Raw genomic sequence first — 16,323 nt, 5'->3', positions numbered from 1 at the left:
GTCTCTCCTTTGGTTTAATTAGTTGGCTGTTTACATTTTCATTTTATCGGGAATTGTGACGGCAAAAACCGCAAGCTTATGGGGAAAGACCGCAGGTTTTTGTTGCTTACCGCAAATATACTGGCGGGGTAGTAAAGTCCAATTGGTAAAAGCCAAAAAAATAAACCACACAAGGTGGTTTTCAGATTGTAGAGAAAGGGTATCTTTCTCGGCAATTTTTTATATTGTCGAAGTCTAACCACCAGATTTTTCATTAAATATTGTGCCTCCTCAAAGTCCTGTTGATTTCCGCTCCAGGTGCTTCGCGGACCTTAGGGCGTGCCGGGGAGCCTCCTCGGCGCTTAGGCGCCTGCGGGGTCTCCCCTGCCCCGTACTCCCGCAGGAGTCTTCGCACCTTCCGCTCCAATCAACAGGGGAAAATAACTTTAAGTATTGCCACACACATTTTCCAGCTTGGTTAAGTGGGTGGCAATCTTTTTCATGTTCTGGCAGGCGGCAGTAAGAAGAGCCTGTTCGCTCGCCTTCTTTAATCCCCGTAACCGACAGTAGCGAAGCCCATGGAGCTTTTTTGAGTCTGCGAAGCTTCGCTCAATTTTTTCCTTCCTAAATTTATAAAGCATTTTTCCCGATTTAGATAAGCGATTTAATCTTACCTTTTCTTTGTGCTCCTCCCAAACATGTCGTGTTACGACTTTTACCTTATTTTTTGAACGCGTACATTGGGATAGAAGCGGGCAGTTCACACATTTCTTTGAATCAGACTTGTATTCTCTATAACCCTCACGGGTTGTTGTTTTGTACATTAACTCTTGGCTATTGGGACAAACGTACAGATCATGTTCCTTGTCGTATGTAAATCTCCATTTAGGTAATAAGCCGGTAGTAGGGTGATATCTCCTATGGGCAATTACCCCAAAGATTTTCCGATCAGAAAGTCCCCTACAAATAGGGCTAGTAAGATAACCAGAATCTAATGCAACGGCTTCTACTTTAAATCCAAATCGCTGGACCTGACGGTCCAAACGATTCAGACATGGAACAGAATCATGAACATTTCCAGGTGTAACATAAACATCGGTAATGATATTAAGCTTCATGTCTGTAGTTCGGTGATCAAGATAACAGAACATTTCTTGCTTGTTTTCACGGGACATAAATCCACATTCAGGGTCTGTTGTACTAACGCGAATTTCTTTAGTCTCTTTCACTTCCTCTCTTTCCTTTAATGGCTTTTTTCCATGATTAACTCTATCCTCCTCAACTGCCTTGTTTAAATCATCAAAATATTCGCGAGTCTCTACTTCGACCTCTTTCTTTGAAAACTTGTTCTTATTTGCGTTTGCCCTTAAATGAGTAGAATCCGTAAATAAAACACGACCACCAACCATTTTGTGGTTCATTGCCTGTAGAACAATTTCATCAAAAATCTCCTGAAAAATATCTGTATCTTTAAAACGATGTTGGCGATTCCAACTGATTGTTGAATGATGGGGCACTGGGTCATGGAATTTCAAACTAAGAACCAGCGGTAAGCGATGTTCATTTTTATTTCTCTTTCTAATTGTCGCTCGGAACGAATGCCGTATATATATCCAATAAACATCATTTTAAAAAGAATAAGTGGATCAGAGGGGCGGCCATTATCATCACTATAATATGGACGTACTTTTTCTAGAAGAAACGAGAAATTAATATATTTATCAATTAAACGAAGAAGGTGATTGTCAGGAACCATTTCATCTATAGATACAAATTCATATTCGTTTTGAGAGGACTCTTTAGGTTTGAACATTAGGTTTCACCACTTTATAAATAAGTTTGTTAATCATATTATAACAAATTAACGCGGTGAATTATTAAAGTTAATGAACAAAATAAAGGACTGTCGAAGGTTTTTCGACAGCCTGTAAACCACACAAGGTGGTTTTTATTTTTTCTGATATATGGCTATAAACTAATGGGTATTTCAAAGCGAACATTTAACCCATTTCCAGGCTGGGAGTCAAAGTCAACCGTTCCGTTTAAGCTGCGCACCCTTTCTCTCATCCCCGAAAGTCCCATGCTCTTGAAGGTGGGCGTTAATTTTCCGGCGTCAAAGCCCTTTCCATCATCGGAATAATGAAGGAGGATTTTTTCATCCAACTTATGAAGGTGAAAATGAACATGGCTGGCTTGCGAATGTTTTATGGCATTGTTCAGCAGCTCCTGGACGATTCGATACATGCCAATGGTCGCTTCTTCATTCAAGAACAGTCCCTCTGTATCCTTCGTTGTAAACTGAATTTTATATGTGGAGGATAGCTGCGTGTAATCAAATAGATTTTCCAGTGCGCTGATGAGCCCTGCTTCCCTTAGCAATGGGGGGCGCAACTCGTTGCAGGTCAACCGGATTTGGTGGATCGTGTCTAACAATCCTTGCAAGATTCCCATCAGTTGCCGGTCCGCTTCGCTATCAAATCGATATTCTTTTAAAATGGACTCCAAATTTCGATATAAAGACATTTGGTCTTGCAATACGGTGTCATGTAAGTCGCTGGACAATTCCATTCTTTGTTTTTCCGACAAATTAAACATTAATCGTAAAACCCACTGGGGCCGTTCGCTTTTTTGTAGTGCCGTTTCGAGTTGATACATCAGACTCTCAATGACATTTAAACTTTCAAACACCATGATTGTATAGTAAACCATGGTCTCTAACCAAATGGAATCCATGGATTCCTGGATGGAGGAAGACTGGATTGTAAGAATATAAGCCCACTCTTTACGGTCGCCAATTAATATATGTATTTGGCCACTATCATAGTGCAATTTACCTATTGTCAATTTTTCCAGAGAGATTTCTGGAGAACCCTTTCCCTCGGCAGTTCCATTTTCTCGATTATAGACAATGATTTCTGGATTAGAATCTGGAATGATAGTATTGAGCTCTTTCATTAGGCGATTCTTTAAATCTGCCACCTTCATCACGGCTGATAAATCCTGTGAATAGCTTTTCAAACTGTTTTGCAGCATCTGGTAGCGATTTTTACGGCTGGCAAGCTCCGCTTCCATTTTTTTTCGCATGGTAATATCCCGGATTGAGACAACAACCAAGTTATCAGGATGGTCCTTGACAGGCATAACCCGTGATTCAAAATATCTTAATTCACCGTTTTTATGAAAAACTTGGTATTCATCTACTTTAGGTTCCTTAGTCAGAATGGCTTCCTGATGTGAAGCCATCATTCTCTCCCGATCCTCAGAAAGCAGCGGGTCGAAAGCATTCCGCCCCACAAATTCTTCGGGACGATAACCCAATATCGATTCGAAAGAAGGCGTCACAAACCTTACGATTTGATGCTGATCCACGATGAGCAGGATATCGAGAGTGTGTTGCGCAATGGTTTCAAACTCCCAGTTACTCAGGCTAGTCGGTTCCAATTCTCCACCTCCACTGGATAATATTTCCTATATTTTATTTTACACGATGCACTCGTAAGTGACTAGCTAATTTTTCCTATCCAATCGATGATTGAAAAAAATGACGGATAGAAAATGTATTTTGAGATTCAATTATTAGGTATATAGAACGAAACCCTCTATTACTAAACTACCATTTACAAAAATTTGGAAGGTTTTTAGAGAAAACTGTCGAAATATTAAGTCTTTATAAAAATAAGAGATTAAAGGAGCGATTGGATGAAACGATTTAATGGCCGGTGGGCTGTAATACTTTTGACATGCATGTTGATCATGTCATTAGTCCAACCGGTAAATGCCCAAACCACAGAAGAACAGATTAGTCAGCTATTAAAGGCCTATGTGGACCAATTGGCCAGCAATGCAAACAGTGAAGGAATGTCTGTAGGATACGAGGTATATTCTCTTAAAGATGATAAAACCCTTGCTTCCTACCAAGCTGAAAAAACATTTGTTCCAGCCTCCACCTTTAAACTCCTCGTGGCAGCTACAGCTACAGGCAAATGGGCAAAAGATATGACCATCCCGACAAAAGTATTCCTTACCGGCAATCTTAGCCAAGACGGTATTCTTAATGGGGATATCATACTAAAAGGCTATGGGGATCCAACACTGACAGTCAATCAATTAGATGCCATGGCAAAGACTCTGACAGAACAGGGTATACATAAGGTCAATGGCAACATCATCGTGGATGAGAGCTATTTCGATGACCAATATCTAGGCGAAAACTGGATGTGGGATGATGAGAACTTCTATTATAATATGGAAATGAGTGCCCTTTCCGTCAGGGAAAATATTGTGGATGTAAACGTAAAACCTGGTTCAGCAGTTGGGGAGCCTGCCAAAGTCTCCATCTCCCCTGCGCCAGATTATATGACCGTTGTCAACACCGCGACAACCGTTGCAGGGAACAAAGCATCTTTAACTATTGACAGGACACTTGGAAAGAATGAAATCGCCGTAAGCGGTACGATTGGGAAGGATTACTCCCCTAATGGTTATACCCAAGCACGGACGATTCATGATCCTGCCTCTTTTACAGGAACGGTCTTCCGTGACTTACTCAAAGACCATGGAATTACCTTTAAAGATAAGTCAGCGATTAAAAAAGGGACATTGAGCGACAATGCCCGCTTAGCCGCAACAACCCAGTCAGCAAAGCTGGACGATATTTTGACAAAAATGCTGAAAGAAAGTAATAATTTTTACGCAGAAATGCTTACCAAGCAGCTCGGAGCAAAAGAAAACGGCACAGGATCCATCACTGCGGGAGCCCAAGTAATTAAACAGCATCTGGTGGACGATTTGGGCTTGGATGCTGATTATATCCAAAAAGACGGCTCAGGTCTTACCCGATTGGACCACATTTCACCACACGCTTTTACCTTGATTCTCAAAGGAATATATGACAGTCCAGAACGAGACCGGTTTATACCGTTCCTGCCAATTGCAGGTGTCGATGGCACGCTGAAAAGCCGAATGAAGGGCACGGCAGCGGATGGTAATGTAAAGGCCAAAACAGGCAGTATGAGCGGAGTCAATACACTCGCTGGGTATGTGACGACGAAGGACGGACAAACCTTTGCATTTTCTATTATGTGTAATGGAATTTATAAAAGTTCCTTTGCAACGAATATACAAAATCAAATATCAATTGCTCTGGCATCCTTTCCAGAATTGCCTGCTGCGCCAGTGAGCACACCAGTATCACAAAACTATCCTTTGGCCAGTGAATTTGACCCGATTTTAGACGATTCTGCATTCCAAGGGCTGATTAAAGGAGCCGTCATTTATTCCACCAAGAATCAGGAAACGCTGTACGCCCGTAATGCCCAGTCGTTATTGACACCTGGAGCAAGTGTGAAATTATTAACGACAGCGAGTGCCCTAGACAACCTTGGACAAAACTACCGGTTCAAGACGGAACTTTATACAACGGGAACAGTAACAGATGGTGTCTTAAACGGGGATGTGATCATTAAAGGCTATGGGGATCCAACCATAGCATCTAACAGCAGCCGACAAACATTAGACGGACCAACGCTTGAAGGTATGGCACAAGACTTAAAGAATGCCGGCATTCATCTCGTAAAAGGAAATATCATCGTAGACAGCCAATTCTTCACGGATGATGTGTATGCCCCAGGCTGGACATGGGATCAGGAAAGTGATGCGACCCAGCCAGAAATTACAGCCCTGTCCGTAAACCACGGCACGGTGCGAATCACCTTTGAACCTGGAAAAGTTGGCAAGAGCATAAACATTTATGCAGACCCAAATATAGATGCAAACAAAATTGTCAATTCTGCTGTGACAGGTGAGGCAAATGCTGAAAACACCTTGCAAATCAAAAGAACACGCAATGAGAATACGATCGAAATATCCGGAACGTTGCCAGCAGGAACACAAAAAGGATACAAAGATATTACAGTGGAAGCTCCCCAGCTTTACACAGGTTATGTATTTAAAGATGAGCTAAAACAGGCCGGGGTGAATGTGAGTCCCCTAGCGAAAGTCATGAATGCGGATAAACCAGCTGAGGCCAGTCTAGTTAAAACCTATCAATCACCTGCCTTATCTGAAATTGTCCGTTACATGAACCACCAGAATGATAATTTCACGGCCGAAATGACCCTTCGGACACTGGGCGCCATAAAAAGTGGTAAGGGGACATTTGATGCCGGTATTAACTCGGTTCACTCGATGATGGATCAAGTGATTTCAACTGAGTTTGATATGATGGATGGATCGGGATGGACGACATATACCCAAATATCCGCGGCACAGGTGGCCAGTTTATTGGCAGCTGAAACGAACAAACCCACTTTCCAAGTATTCTATGATTCTTTGGCAAACGCGGGTAGTTCTCAGCTAGTTGTCATTGAGGAAAAACGAGCAGATATGCCGGGACTCTCTGGATATGTGAAAACCAAAGACGGGGACCTGTTGGCCTTTTCATTATTACTGAACGGCTACAGCCCTACCCCAAGCAAACAATTGGTGCATAACTTTGCACAGAAACTATTAGAAGTGACACGGTAAACCATATGGCGGTCCCCTTGCTCTTATTAAGCAAGGGGACGCCTTTGGTTTTTATATGAGGAGGTACATCATTCTGAAATTTCGTATTGCTAAGTAATTTCAAGTTCTTTAAAATAGAACGGTATAGCGAAATTGGACAACATGATAGGAGAAAACATGAATCGCAAAATTTTTCTTTATGTAAAATCTTTTTCTGATTTGGGAACTTATATGGATATGATCGCAATCAATGTGCTTATGTATGTGGCAACAGGAAGTTCCACCTGGCTGGCGGCAACCATGGCGGTACGGACTTTTGGAGGAGTTTTGTCCAGCTTGCTTTCCGGAGTCATCGCAGACCGGTTCGACCGGCGAAAAATCATGATTTGGACGGATGTATTCCGGGCAATAATCATCTTAGCCATCCTTCCTTTTCCAAATCCTATTGTCATCCTAATCGTCTGTTTCCTAATTGGGTTGACGACCAGCTTTTTTGCCGTCAGCTATAGTGCGGAAATCCCTCAGATTTTTGGCAAAGACAGAGTACTCGAAACGAACTCTTTAATATCAAGGTTATCATCCATCAGTATCGTACTAGGCTTCATCGGTGCCGGGGTAATCACGGACTTTCTCGGTTACCAAGTCACTTTAGTTATCGACGCCGCAACCTACATAATATCTGCCGTTGTATTGATTGTGATGAAATGGGAAACAACTTTTGTAAAAAGCCAAGCCATCGCTAATGGCGTGAAACAGAAACTGATCGGTATTGGACGTGATTTAAAAGAAGTGTATTCCTATATCGTGTTAGCCCCGATGTTGCTTTCGGTCAATATCGTCTTTTTGATGGGCTCTTTTGCAGGTGCATCCCATAACTTAGGAATTCCCTTGTTGGCAGAGAAAATGGACGGGGACAGGCAAAGCTTTTATTATGGTTTAATTTGGGGTGTTTGGGGAATGGGTTCCGTGTTGGCGACAGTCATTCTGCCGAGGCTGCGATTTTTACAGGGAAACCGGTTATATTATGCAAGCTTTTTCTCGGCCATGTTCATGTCGACCGGTTTTATGACGTTTTTCTCCAATACAACCATTTGGTTTGTTTTATCATTTGCCTTTTTTACAGGAATATTTGATGCCAGTTTCACCACCTTGCATGCAACCATCCTGCAAAACACAGACAACTATGTTCGCGGAAGAATCTTCGGAGTTGGGATGCTGTTAAAATCGTTGGGATTTATGCTGGGATTTGTCGTGGCTCCGATTCTACTAAATGCGTTATCCTTGACGAAGATGGTATGGGCATTCCATGGAACTTCCATACTTACATGTATGATAGTCTGGTTATCGCGCATGGGGATTCAAAAGAAGAAGACTGCCCTTAAACAAAGCGCATAAATAAATGGGCCCAGCCGGTGGCTGGGCTTTTTCGATTCTATTTTCATTTGACGAATCTACTTTTTTCAATCAGGCCAAATCCAATTCCAGTCGGATAAAAATGGAAAAAACGAAACCATTTTCTGCTTTTATAAAAGCAAAAAACCGTACCGCTATCATTAAACTATAAAGGCGAAGTACCCAATAAAGGCAATACAGAGGATGTACATGATAGGATGGACTTCTTTAGTCTTTTTCATGGCCATCATGCTTATCGGGTAGAGGATAAATCCAAGGGCAATGCCAGTTGCCACGCTGTAAGTTAATGGCATCATGATGATGGTGACAAAGCTTGGGATCACGACGGAAAAATTGCTCCAGTCAATCTTGCTGATTTCGGTCGCCATCATCGCGCCAACAATAATCAGGGCCGGCGCCGTCACTTCAGGTGTGACAATAGAAAGAACCGGTGAAAAAAATAAAGAAACCGTGAAACAGGCTGCGATCACCACTGAAGTAAAGCCTGTCCGGCCGCCAACTCCAATACCAGCGGTTGATTCTACCATGGAGGCAGTGGTTGATGTTCCCAATATCGCTCCGATGACCGTTGATAATGAATCGGCAAGTAAGGCTTTTCCCGCATTTGGTATCTCGTTATTTTTCATCAGACCCGCTTGGCTTGCGATGGCAATCAACGCACCGGCCGTATCGAAAAAGGCTACAAACAAAAAGGTAAAAATAACCGCAAGCACTTTCGGGGAAAGCACGTCATCCAAAGCTCCAAAAACGGCTCCGAAGCTTGGTTCAAGGCTAGGTATTTTTCCAATGATGGCTTTAGGCGGATCAATAACGCCTACCAGTATTCCAATAATAGTGGTTACCACCATTCCGTAGAAAATGCCTCCCTTCACTCCCTTGTTTAAAAATATGACCGTAATAATAAAGCCGCCAATGGCCAGTAAGGTTGCAGGAGTTTTCAATTCTCCAATCGCAACAAAAGTTGCTTCATTGGAAACAACGAGCCCGGCATTTTTCAACCCGATAAAGGCAACGAAAAAGCCGATTCCCACTGCGATGGCATGTTTTAAATCCTCTGGTATGACATTAATGATTTTTTCGCGGATTTTCAACAAGCTCAAAATCATAAAGAGGACGCCGGCAATGAATACACCGGCCAACGCTGTTTGCCACGGAATTTTCATACCGATACACACCGTAAAGGTAAAAAATGCATTCATCCCCATGCTGGGTGCGATACCAATTGGAAAGTTAGCAATTAATCCAATTAACAGCGAACCAATGATGGCCGACAAGGCCGTGGCGGTAAACAGTGCCCCTTTGTCCATACCTGACTGGCTCAAGATGACCGGGTTAACCACTAAAATATAAGCCAATGATAAGAAGGTGGTGATACCGGCAATACTCTCTTGCTTATAAGACGTATTCCGTTCGGCAAATTGAAAGTAATGTTTCATGATAGTTCCTCCGAGTCTATTAAAACTAAAAAACCCCCGGCAAAGTTGCCGGGGGATCCGTCTGCAAAGGACAAGAAAAATACGCCATGTCCCTCGTAGACAGGCTATTTACGGCAGCCTGGTAGAGACGTTCAAGCCATATTCTTGAACTTATACAAGGTAAAATTAATATATAAATATAATAATGGGTATCGTATCAGTATACGAGTAATGAGTCAATAGTCCTGGCCGTTTTCCGCCAATTAAGTTTATTCTTAAAATTCAATAGACCATAAAAAACGGACATCAAAATAATGTCCGTTCAAAACTATTTAGGTCACATTCCATGAGACGAATTTATTTAACTGATTGTTTCTTAATAATTGTTGAAGCGACGGAACCGTCTTCGTAAATATTCAACGCAGCCTGAAGCCCTTCCCCGCGGTTCACTTTTGCCCTTTGGCGTATTAATACCGCTTCTAAAGCACCAAGAACGGATAATACATTTTCTTTGCGGCAGCTATACCCCATTGTGCCGATTCTCCAAATCTTTCCATGGAGCGGTCCAAAAGAGGAAGCTATTTCAATGCCAAAGGCATTAAGCAACATCTTTCGGACTGATTCACCATCGACCCCTTCTGGAATCTCTACACAGGTTACACAGGGCAGTTTATGCTCTGGGTCTCCAAACAGTTTCAAGCCCATCGCTTCAAGTCCTGCCATTAACGCTGTTTCATGAAACTTATGCCGGGCAAATCGCTGCTCGAGCCCTTCCATTAAAATAAGCCGTAATCCCTCATGAAGGGCATAATTCATTGAAGTTGCCTCAGTATGATGATTCAGCCTTCTCGGTCCCCAATAATCTTGCAACATGCCTAAATCAAAATAATTACTGGCAATCGATATCCTAGTACGGGAATAATCAAGGTCATCTTGCGTGGCAATCCCGCGTTCAACCTTTTTTCGCTCGAAGAGGATTTTTTCAATCTGTTCGTTATAGGTAATAGGTGCCATTCCGGAAGGTACAGATAAGCATTTCTGTGTACCCCCAACCACAGAGTCTAAATACCACTCATCAGTTTTCACTTCCACACCACCGATTGTGGCCACCGCATCGACAACCAACAATATATTCCGATGGCGGCAGGTTTTACCGATTTCCTTAAGCGGCTGCATCCTGCCAGTCGAAGTCTCTCCGTGAACAACCGCAACAATTTTTGGAGAAACGCGATCGATTTCATCGATAACCGTTTGCGGGTCAAACACTTCTCCCCATGGGCATTCAACCGTACGGACATCCGCCCCATATCTCTCGCAAATCTCGACCAACAAATGCCCGAATCTCCCAAAAATCGGCACCAGCACCCGATCTCCCGGCTCAATGATGCTGCACAAAATCGCTTCGGTTCCAGAACGGGATGTGCCATCAATAGGAAATGCCCAGCGATTTTTGGTCTGAAATACTTGCCGGAGCATTTCCATGTTTTCGTTCATGATCTGGGTAAAAGCCGGGTCAAACTGCCCTAATATCGGCGTACTCATGGCACGAAGCACTCTTGGGTCCACCTCGACCGGTCCTGGGGTCATAATCGTCCGCATTGGGGTCACAAGCTCTCGAAAAGGCATTTTCAACAACTCCCTCTAATAAGCTAATCGATATAAAACTTCAGTTAACAATTCGATTCCTGCTTCTAAATCTTCCAACTTGGTAAACTCTTTTGGTGAATGGCTAATCCCGTTTTGGCTTGGAACAAATAGTAAAGAAGTGGGGCACATGGTACCAAACACTTGGGAATCATGGCCCGCACCGCTGACAATGTCCTGGTGGCTAAGTTTTTTCTCCGATGCAATCACTCTAGCATACTCACACATCTCTTTATCCATCTCGATAGGCTTCACATCCATCCACTGGGAAATCACTATTCCCATATCCAAGCCTTCAGCAACCCGCTTAAATTCGGCGAATATATCCGAGCAATACTGTTCCATAACCTGTTCTTGATGGTGACGGATATCCAAACTGAACTCGATCTCCCCTGCTATCACGTTCGCCACATTCGGTTTGACATTCACACTCCCAACCGTCGCAACTAAACGAGGATCCATTTCCTTGGCTCTTTTGGTTAAAAAAGAAATGAGATGGGAAGCAGTGCTCACGGCGTCCTTTCGAAACTGCATCGGGGTGGTACCGGCATGGTTGCTCTCCCCTTTTATTTGAACCGTATAACGGCGCTGGCCGACTATATGGGTGACAATTCCAACTTGTTTCTGGTTTTTTTCTAGAATTATGCCCTGTTCTATATGAATTTCCAAAAACCGTTCTACATCTTCCCTAGCCGGACTGATGTAATGATTCGGATCAAATCCAGCTTGATTCATAGCCTCTAAAAACGATACCCCGTTTGAATCCTTTACGTCTTTGACTCGATTAAGATCATAGGCGCCGCTGATGTTTCTGGATCCCCAGAATGTTAATGGAAAGCGGCTTCCTTCCTCTTCACACAAAGAAACCAATTCGATGGTTTTTCGGGGAGGGCCATAGGTACGGAACAGCCGGAGCACGGCCAGGAAACTGGCAATAATTCCATAACCACCATCATATTTTCCGCCTTCTACCACCGTATCAACATGAGAGCCCGTCATAACGGTTTTCCCGTTTGGCTCCGACCCCTGCAATCTGCCGAATAAATTTCCAGCACTGTCAAAATAAGTATCCAAGCCGATATCATCCATTATACCTTTTAACGCCTTCTGGGCCTCCTGCCAAGCCTTAGAATATAATAACCTTGTGACGCCCCCGTTTGCCGTTTTGCCAAATGAAGCAAGCCATTCAATCATTGCCCCCACTTGATCTTTATCCACTATCTCTTTGCTCACATGAATGGCCATACTGGTATTCCCTCCTGTTTTTTAGATGTTATATTTCATTACAATTAATGGTATATACATAGTTTACAAAGATGAGGGAAGAACTTCATTAGCTAATCCGTAAAAATTTTCAAAATTTTTTATGCAATATCACTAATTTGTGATAGACTAATTGAAAAACAAATTACGTGTTGTGTTAGATTTTATAACACAAGGGGGGTTTCTAATGAAAGTACATGAGCTTTTAAAGGTCCCGGAATTAGAGGGAATGGTTTTAATCGCAGGGACCTTGGGTAAAAACCGCGAAGTCGAAACAGTTAATATGATGGATGCGCCTGATATTATTCACTTTTTGCATCAGCATGAATTCCTTGTCACAACAGCTTACCACCTCAAAGATGAACCCGACAGGTTAATCGCGTTGATAAATGCCATGGCCGTTCAAGGCTGCGCAGGATTAGGGATTAAGACCAAGCGCTTTTTGCAAGAAGTTCCTATAGAAGCCATCCAGTTGGCGGATGAATTGTGTTTCCCCATCATCGAACTGCCGCTTGAATTATCGCTTGGGGAAATTGTCAATCACACACTAAAGGCCATTCTGAATAAACGAGCAACAGAACTGGCTCTCGTTTTGGAAACCCATAAAGAATTCACTAAAATTATTTTACAAGGAAAAGGGATTGACTCACTGCTTCAGGATCTATCCAACTTAATCCATCATCCAGTCCAACTAATGGATGAACATTATAAACAAATCTATCCAACCAGCACAAGTGCAAACTTTTCAATGCTTTTAGACGGGTTTTCGGCTCCAGTAACGAAATCACCAATATCCTTTTCTATTTTGTCTATAAAACAAACCTGCACCTTATTCCCTGTTCCAATTAGCGAAAAGAAAACTGGTTATCTCGTCATCATCGGAGAACTGGAAACCAATGATCAACTGGCTTATTTGACCATTGAACAAGCAGTGAACGTTATTTCTTTTACACTAATGAAGGAAAATGCTCTAAGACAGAAGGATCGAGGCATGCGCAATGATTTCTTCCTCCATTTTTTAGATGGCACTTTTTCATCCCCACAAGAAATCATTGGCAGGGCCAGCGAATTTTCAATTAAGAATGAACAGAAATATATTTGCGTTGCAGGAAAACCGGATGGCCAGGACCACCTGCCAACCTTTACAAAACACCATGAAAAAGTCGACGATATCTATGATTTTATCGAAGCCGAAGTCACCGCAACGAATCCGAAAATCCACTTTTTCACAAAAGGCAAAACCTGTATTCTTCTTTTTGAAATCCAAGAAATCACGACAAATTATATGGACTACACAAATTCTATATTATTGCAGCTGCAAAAAAGAGTTTTAAAGTATTACGGTACAACCATCTCATTTGGGGTCAGCAATCTTAGCCATACGTTTTTACAAATCAAAAATGTCGAGAAGGAGGCAACAGACGCTCTTACTCAAGGGAATCTCGTAAGGAAAACGCAATTTATCCAAACCTATCAAACCAAAGACGTAATGGAAATATTACGGCAAGTCCCCCATGATGATCTAAAAAACTTTTATTCCTTTGCACTAAGCGGTTTTTTTGGCACAAAGTCGGAAGAAGAACAGTCGTTGCTTGAAACATTATCCGTTTATTTAGAAACGCATTGCCAAATCTCCGAAACAGCAAAAAGGTTGTTCGTCCATCGGAATACGGTCGTTTATCGAATTGAAAAATGCGAAGAACTCTTAGGCAAAAGCCTTAAAGATCCCGAAACAACCTTACAAATCAGGCTGGCATTAAGAATTAAGTCCTTATTGGAAATCTAGGATTTATACAAGTTCAATAAGCCGATACAGAATTTTTAGTTATTGTACACAATGACAGTTCAATGTTAATTGATTAATATGTAAGCATTAGATACATCACATGTTATATTTCATTACATTTTGACTCTGCTAAATTTGGCTGTTGATTTCCACTTCAGTCGTTCAGCGAACCGCGGGGGTCTAGCTCCTTACGTTCCAATCAAAGTATTAAAATTCAACATTATCGGTTTAACAGAGCCAAAAATTAAAAGGAAGGAACTGCTGTTATGTTGACCATCAAGGAAATTAACCAGGCCACACATGAAGAATTTATGGCGATAACGGATGGGATTTTTGAAAATTCTCCTTGGATTGCGGAAAAAGCAGAGACCGCTAAACCATTCGTTTCTTTACAGCACTTACATCAAGAAATGGTTCGCATTGTGGAATCCGCTTCGACAGTAGAAAAACTAGCACTGGTTAAGGCGCATCCCAATTTGGGCGAGCGGGTGGCCATGACGACCCATTCCATTCGGGAGCAAGAAGGAGCTGGCTTGCAAAATCTATCCCCCGAAGAATACTGCCTGTTTATTAGCTTGAATCAACAATACATGGAGAAGTTCGGATTTCCATTTATCCTGGCGGTCCGCGGGAAAAACAAGCAAGCGATTTATAAAAACATGGAAATGAGGCTCCATAACTCAAAAGAGATCGAGTTCCAAAGAGCTTTGACCGAAATCTATAAAATAGCCTTTTTCCGGTTAAAAGAAAAAATGAACGATTAACCTGATTTCTGCAAAACAAAGTGCCTTTTTACCTAACGACAATCAAGGGAGATTGATGGATTATTTAACTTAAAAAGGATGATGGACATGAGTTTAGAAATGTTGAACAAACAAGTAAAAAGAGATCTTTCCTATCTTGCATTTGGAGGTACCAATTGGGTTCATCCCCTCAGCCATCCGGATGGCCATGTATATGACGTAGTTATTGTCGGAGGAGGTCAATGTGGACTGGGAGCAGCCTTTGCGTTAATGCGTGAGCGCATCTCCAATATTCTGATTATTGATGAAAACCCGGTAGGATTGGAAGGACCGTGGGTGACCTACGCCAGAATGGTGACGTTAAGAACACCCAAACATTTGACTTCAATTGACCTGGGAATCCCCTCCCTTACCTTCCGCTCTTGGTGGGAAGCACAATTCGGTACAGATAGCTGGGAAAAGATAGATAAAATTCCCCGGGGCGACTGGATGAACTATCTCCGCTGGTACCGAAACGTCCTAAATCTCCCCGTCATAAATGAGGTCAAACTAAAGTTAATCGAACCAACGGATGAAGGGATCCATCACTTGCATATTGAAGGTGCAGGCGCACCCTCCGAGAAGCTGTTGGCCCGTAAAGTCATTCTGGCAACAGGAATTCAAGGTGGCGGGGAATGGCATGTCCCTCCTATGATTTCCGAAAATTTGCCACGGCATTTATATGCCCACACCTCTGAATCCATCGATTTTTCGAAGCTAAAAGGAAAGAAGGTTGGTATTCTAGGAGGCGGCGCTTCTGCCTTTGATAATGCAAACTTCGCCCTTTCCGAAGGTGTTTCCGAAGCACATGTGTTTGTCCGCCGCAAAGAGATGCCCCGTATCAATCCGATTCGTCAGATGGAAGTTTCCGGCATGATAGAACGCTTTTACACATTGGTTGATGAAGATAAGTATGCGGCAATTTCTCACTTTTTTAATCACAATCAACCACCGACCAACGACACCTTCCATCGTGCCACCTCTTGGCCCGGTTTTAAGCTTCATTTAGCTTCGCCCTGGTTAGAGGTAAAACCGACAGACGAAGGAGCACATGTGACCACGCCACAAGGCCAGTTTACTTTTGATTTTCTCATCATCAGTACCGGTCTACTCACCGACCCAGCTTTAAGGCCCGAATTAAAACTGGTGGATAAATATATAGCACGGTGGAAGGATTACTTCCAAGCACCTAAAGAAAAAGCAAATTCGATTCTGGATGCCCATCCGTATCTCAGTCCCGGCTTCTCCTTTTTAAGCCGCGATGAGGCGGGTAAAAAACGACTTCACGGGTTATTTGCCTTTAATTATTCCGCTTTAATCAGCTGCGGCATATCCGCCTCCGCCCTCTCCGGCATGAAATTTTCGATACCGAGGCTTGCAACGGCCGTGGCGGATCAGTTGTTCCTTGATGACAAGGAAAGGATATTGAAAAGTTTCTATGAATACAGCGTCAACGAATTCACGGGGGAATGGCCAACCAAGAATTCAGCTGAAAACGAGATAATAAAAATCACAAAAATTGTATAAATGGAGCTTG

Annotated in this window: 10 protein-coding genes and 1 riboswitch; of the genes, 5 read left to right on the top strand and 5 right to left on the bottom strand. The window is 42.6% G+C overall.

The features are described 5' to 3' along the window. Positions 1 to 425: 425 nt before the first annotated feature. A protein-coding gene (locus ACY8D0_RS25515) for an IS1182 family transposase (RefSeq protein ID WP_462413266.1) occupies positions 426 to 1,792 on the bottom strand; the annotation gives its coding sequence in 2 pieces (ribosomal slippage) (positions 426 to 1,516 and positions 1,516 to 1,792; 1,368 coding nt in all). Positions 1,793 to 1,947: 155 nt separating this feature from the next. Beyond that, the gene (locus tag ACY8D0_RS25510) at positions 1,948 to 3,420 is read right to left on the bottom strand and encodes a PAS domain-containing sensor histidine kinase (RefSeq protein ID WP_462413265.1); all 1,473 of its coding nucleotides are present in this window, start codon (positions 3,418 to 3,420) and stop codon (positions 1,948 to 1,950) included. Positions 3,421 to 3,678: 258 nt separating this feature from the next. Here ACY8D0_RS25510 and dacB point away from each other — a divergent pair, with 258 nt between their 5' ends. Next, complete coding sequence (gene dacB, locus ACY8D0_RS25505; RefSeq protein WP_462413264.1) at positions 3,679 to 6,504, top strand: D-alanyl-D-alanine carboxypeptidase/D-alanyl-D-alanine endopeptidase; 2,826 nt, start codon at positions 3,679 to 3,681, stop codon at positions 6,502 to 6,504. Positions 6,505 to 6,660: 156 nt separating this feature from the next. Continuing rightward, the gene (locus ACY8D0_RS25500; protein WP_462413263.1) at positions 6,661 to 7,878 is read left to right on the top strand and encodes an MFS transporter; all 1,218 of its coding nucleotides are present in this window, start codon (positions 6,661 to 6,663) and stop codon (positions 7,876 to 7,878) included. Between the two features lie 158 nt (positions 7,879 to 8,036). Here the strand turns inward: ACY8D0_RS25500 and ACY8D0_RS25495 are convergent, their stop codons facing one another. From ACY8D0_RS25495 to allC, 3 genes are all read right to left on the bottom strand, one after another. Then, positions 8,037 to 9,332 (bottom strand): NCS2 family permease, encoded by a 1,296-nt coding sequence (locus ACY8D0_RS25495; RefSeq protein ID WP_462413262.1) that lies wholly within the window; start codon positions 9,330 to 9,332, stop codon positions 8,037 to 8,039. A gap of 76 nt (positions 9,333 to 9,408) precedes the next feature. Next, a riboswitch (purine riboswitch) is annotated at positions 9,409 to 9,510 on the bottom strand. Positions 9,511 to 9,668: 158 nt separating this feature from the next. Next, the gene (locus ACY8D0_RS25490; RefSeq protein ID WP_462413261.1) at positions 9,669 to 10,937 is read right to left on the bottom strand and encodes a pyridoxal-phosphate-dependent aminotransferase family protein; all 1,269 of its coding nucleotides are present in this window, start codon (positions 10,935 to 10,937) and stop codon (positions 9,669 to 9,671) included. A gap of 15 nt (positions 10,938 to 10,952) precedes the next feature. Further along, positions 10,953 to 12,200 (bottom strand): allantoate deiminase, encoded by a 1,248-nt coding sequence (allC, locus tag ACY8D0_RS25485; RefSeq protein WP_462413260.1) that lies wholly within the window; start codon positions 12,198 to 12,200, stop codon positions 10,953 to 10,955. Between the two features lie 205 nt (positions 12,201 to 12,405). Here allC and ACY8D0_RS25480 point away from each other — a divergent pair, with 205 nt between their 5' ends. From ACY8D0_RS25480 to ACY8D0_RS25470, 3 genes are all read left to right on the top strand, one after another. Then, a complete protein-coding gene (locus ACY8D0_RS25480) occupies positions 12,406 to 14,004 on the top strand; it encodes a PucR family transcriptional regulator (protein ID WP_462413259.1) in 1,599 nt (532 codons plus the stop codon). Between the two features lie 266 nt (positions 14,005 to 14,270). Further along, on the top strand, positions 14,271 to 14,768 hold the full coding sequence (gene uraD / locus ACY8D0_RS25475; protein WP_462413258.1) for a 2-oxo-4-hydroxy-4-carboxy-5-ureidoimidazoline decarboxylase: 498 nt from the start codon (positions 14,271 to 14,273) through the stop codon (positions 14,766 to 14,768). Positions 14,769 to 14,855: 87 nt separating this feature from the next. After that, a complete protein-coding gene (locus ACY8D0_RS25470) occupies positions 14,856 to 16,313 on the top strand; it encodes an NAD(P)-binding domain-containing protein (protein ID WP_462413257.1) in 1,458 nt (485 codons plus the stop codon). Positions 16,314 to 16,323: the final 10 nt, after the last annotated feature.

The sequence above is a fragment of the Neobacillus camarae genome (genome assembly GCF_054950115.1).
The sequence above is the reverse complement of the archived record's forward strand: the minus strand, read 5'-3'. Positions and strand labels throughout refer to the sequence as shown.

Coding starts and splice junctions, on each gene's coding strand:
- dacB (WP_462413264.1), top strand. CDS start 3,679: ATGAAACGATTTAATGGCCGGTGGGCTGTAATACTTTTGACATGCATG.
- ACY8D0_RS25500 (WP_462413263.1), top strand. CDS start 6,661: ATGAATCGCAAAATTTTTCTTTATGTAAAATCTTTTTCTGATTTGGGA.
- ACY8D0_RS25495 (WP_462413262.1), bottom strand. CDS start 9,332: ATGAAACATTACTTTCAATTTGCCGAACGGAATACGTCTTATAAGCAA.
- ACY8D0_RS25490 (WP_462413261.1), bottom strand. CDS start 10,937: ATGCCTTTTCGAGAGCTTGTGACCCCAATGCGGACGATTATGACCCCA.
- allC (WP_462413260.1), bottom strand. CDS start 12,200: ATGGCCATTCATGTGAGCAAAGAGATAGTGGATAAAGATCAAGTGGGG.
- ACY8D0_RS25480 (WP_462413259.1), top strand. CDS start 12,406: ATGAAAGTACATGAGCTTTTAAAGGTCCCGGAATTAGAGGGAATGGTT.
- uraD (WP_462413258.1), top strand. CDS start 14,271: ATGTTGACCATCAAGGAAATTAACCAGGCCACACATGAAGAATTTATG.
- ACY8D0_RS25470 (WP_462413257.1), top strand. CDS start 14,856: ATGAGTTTAGAAATGTTGAACAAACAAGTAAAAAGAGATCTTTCCTAT.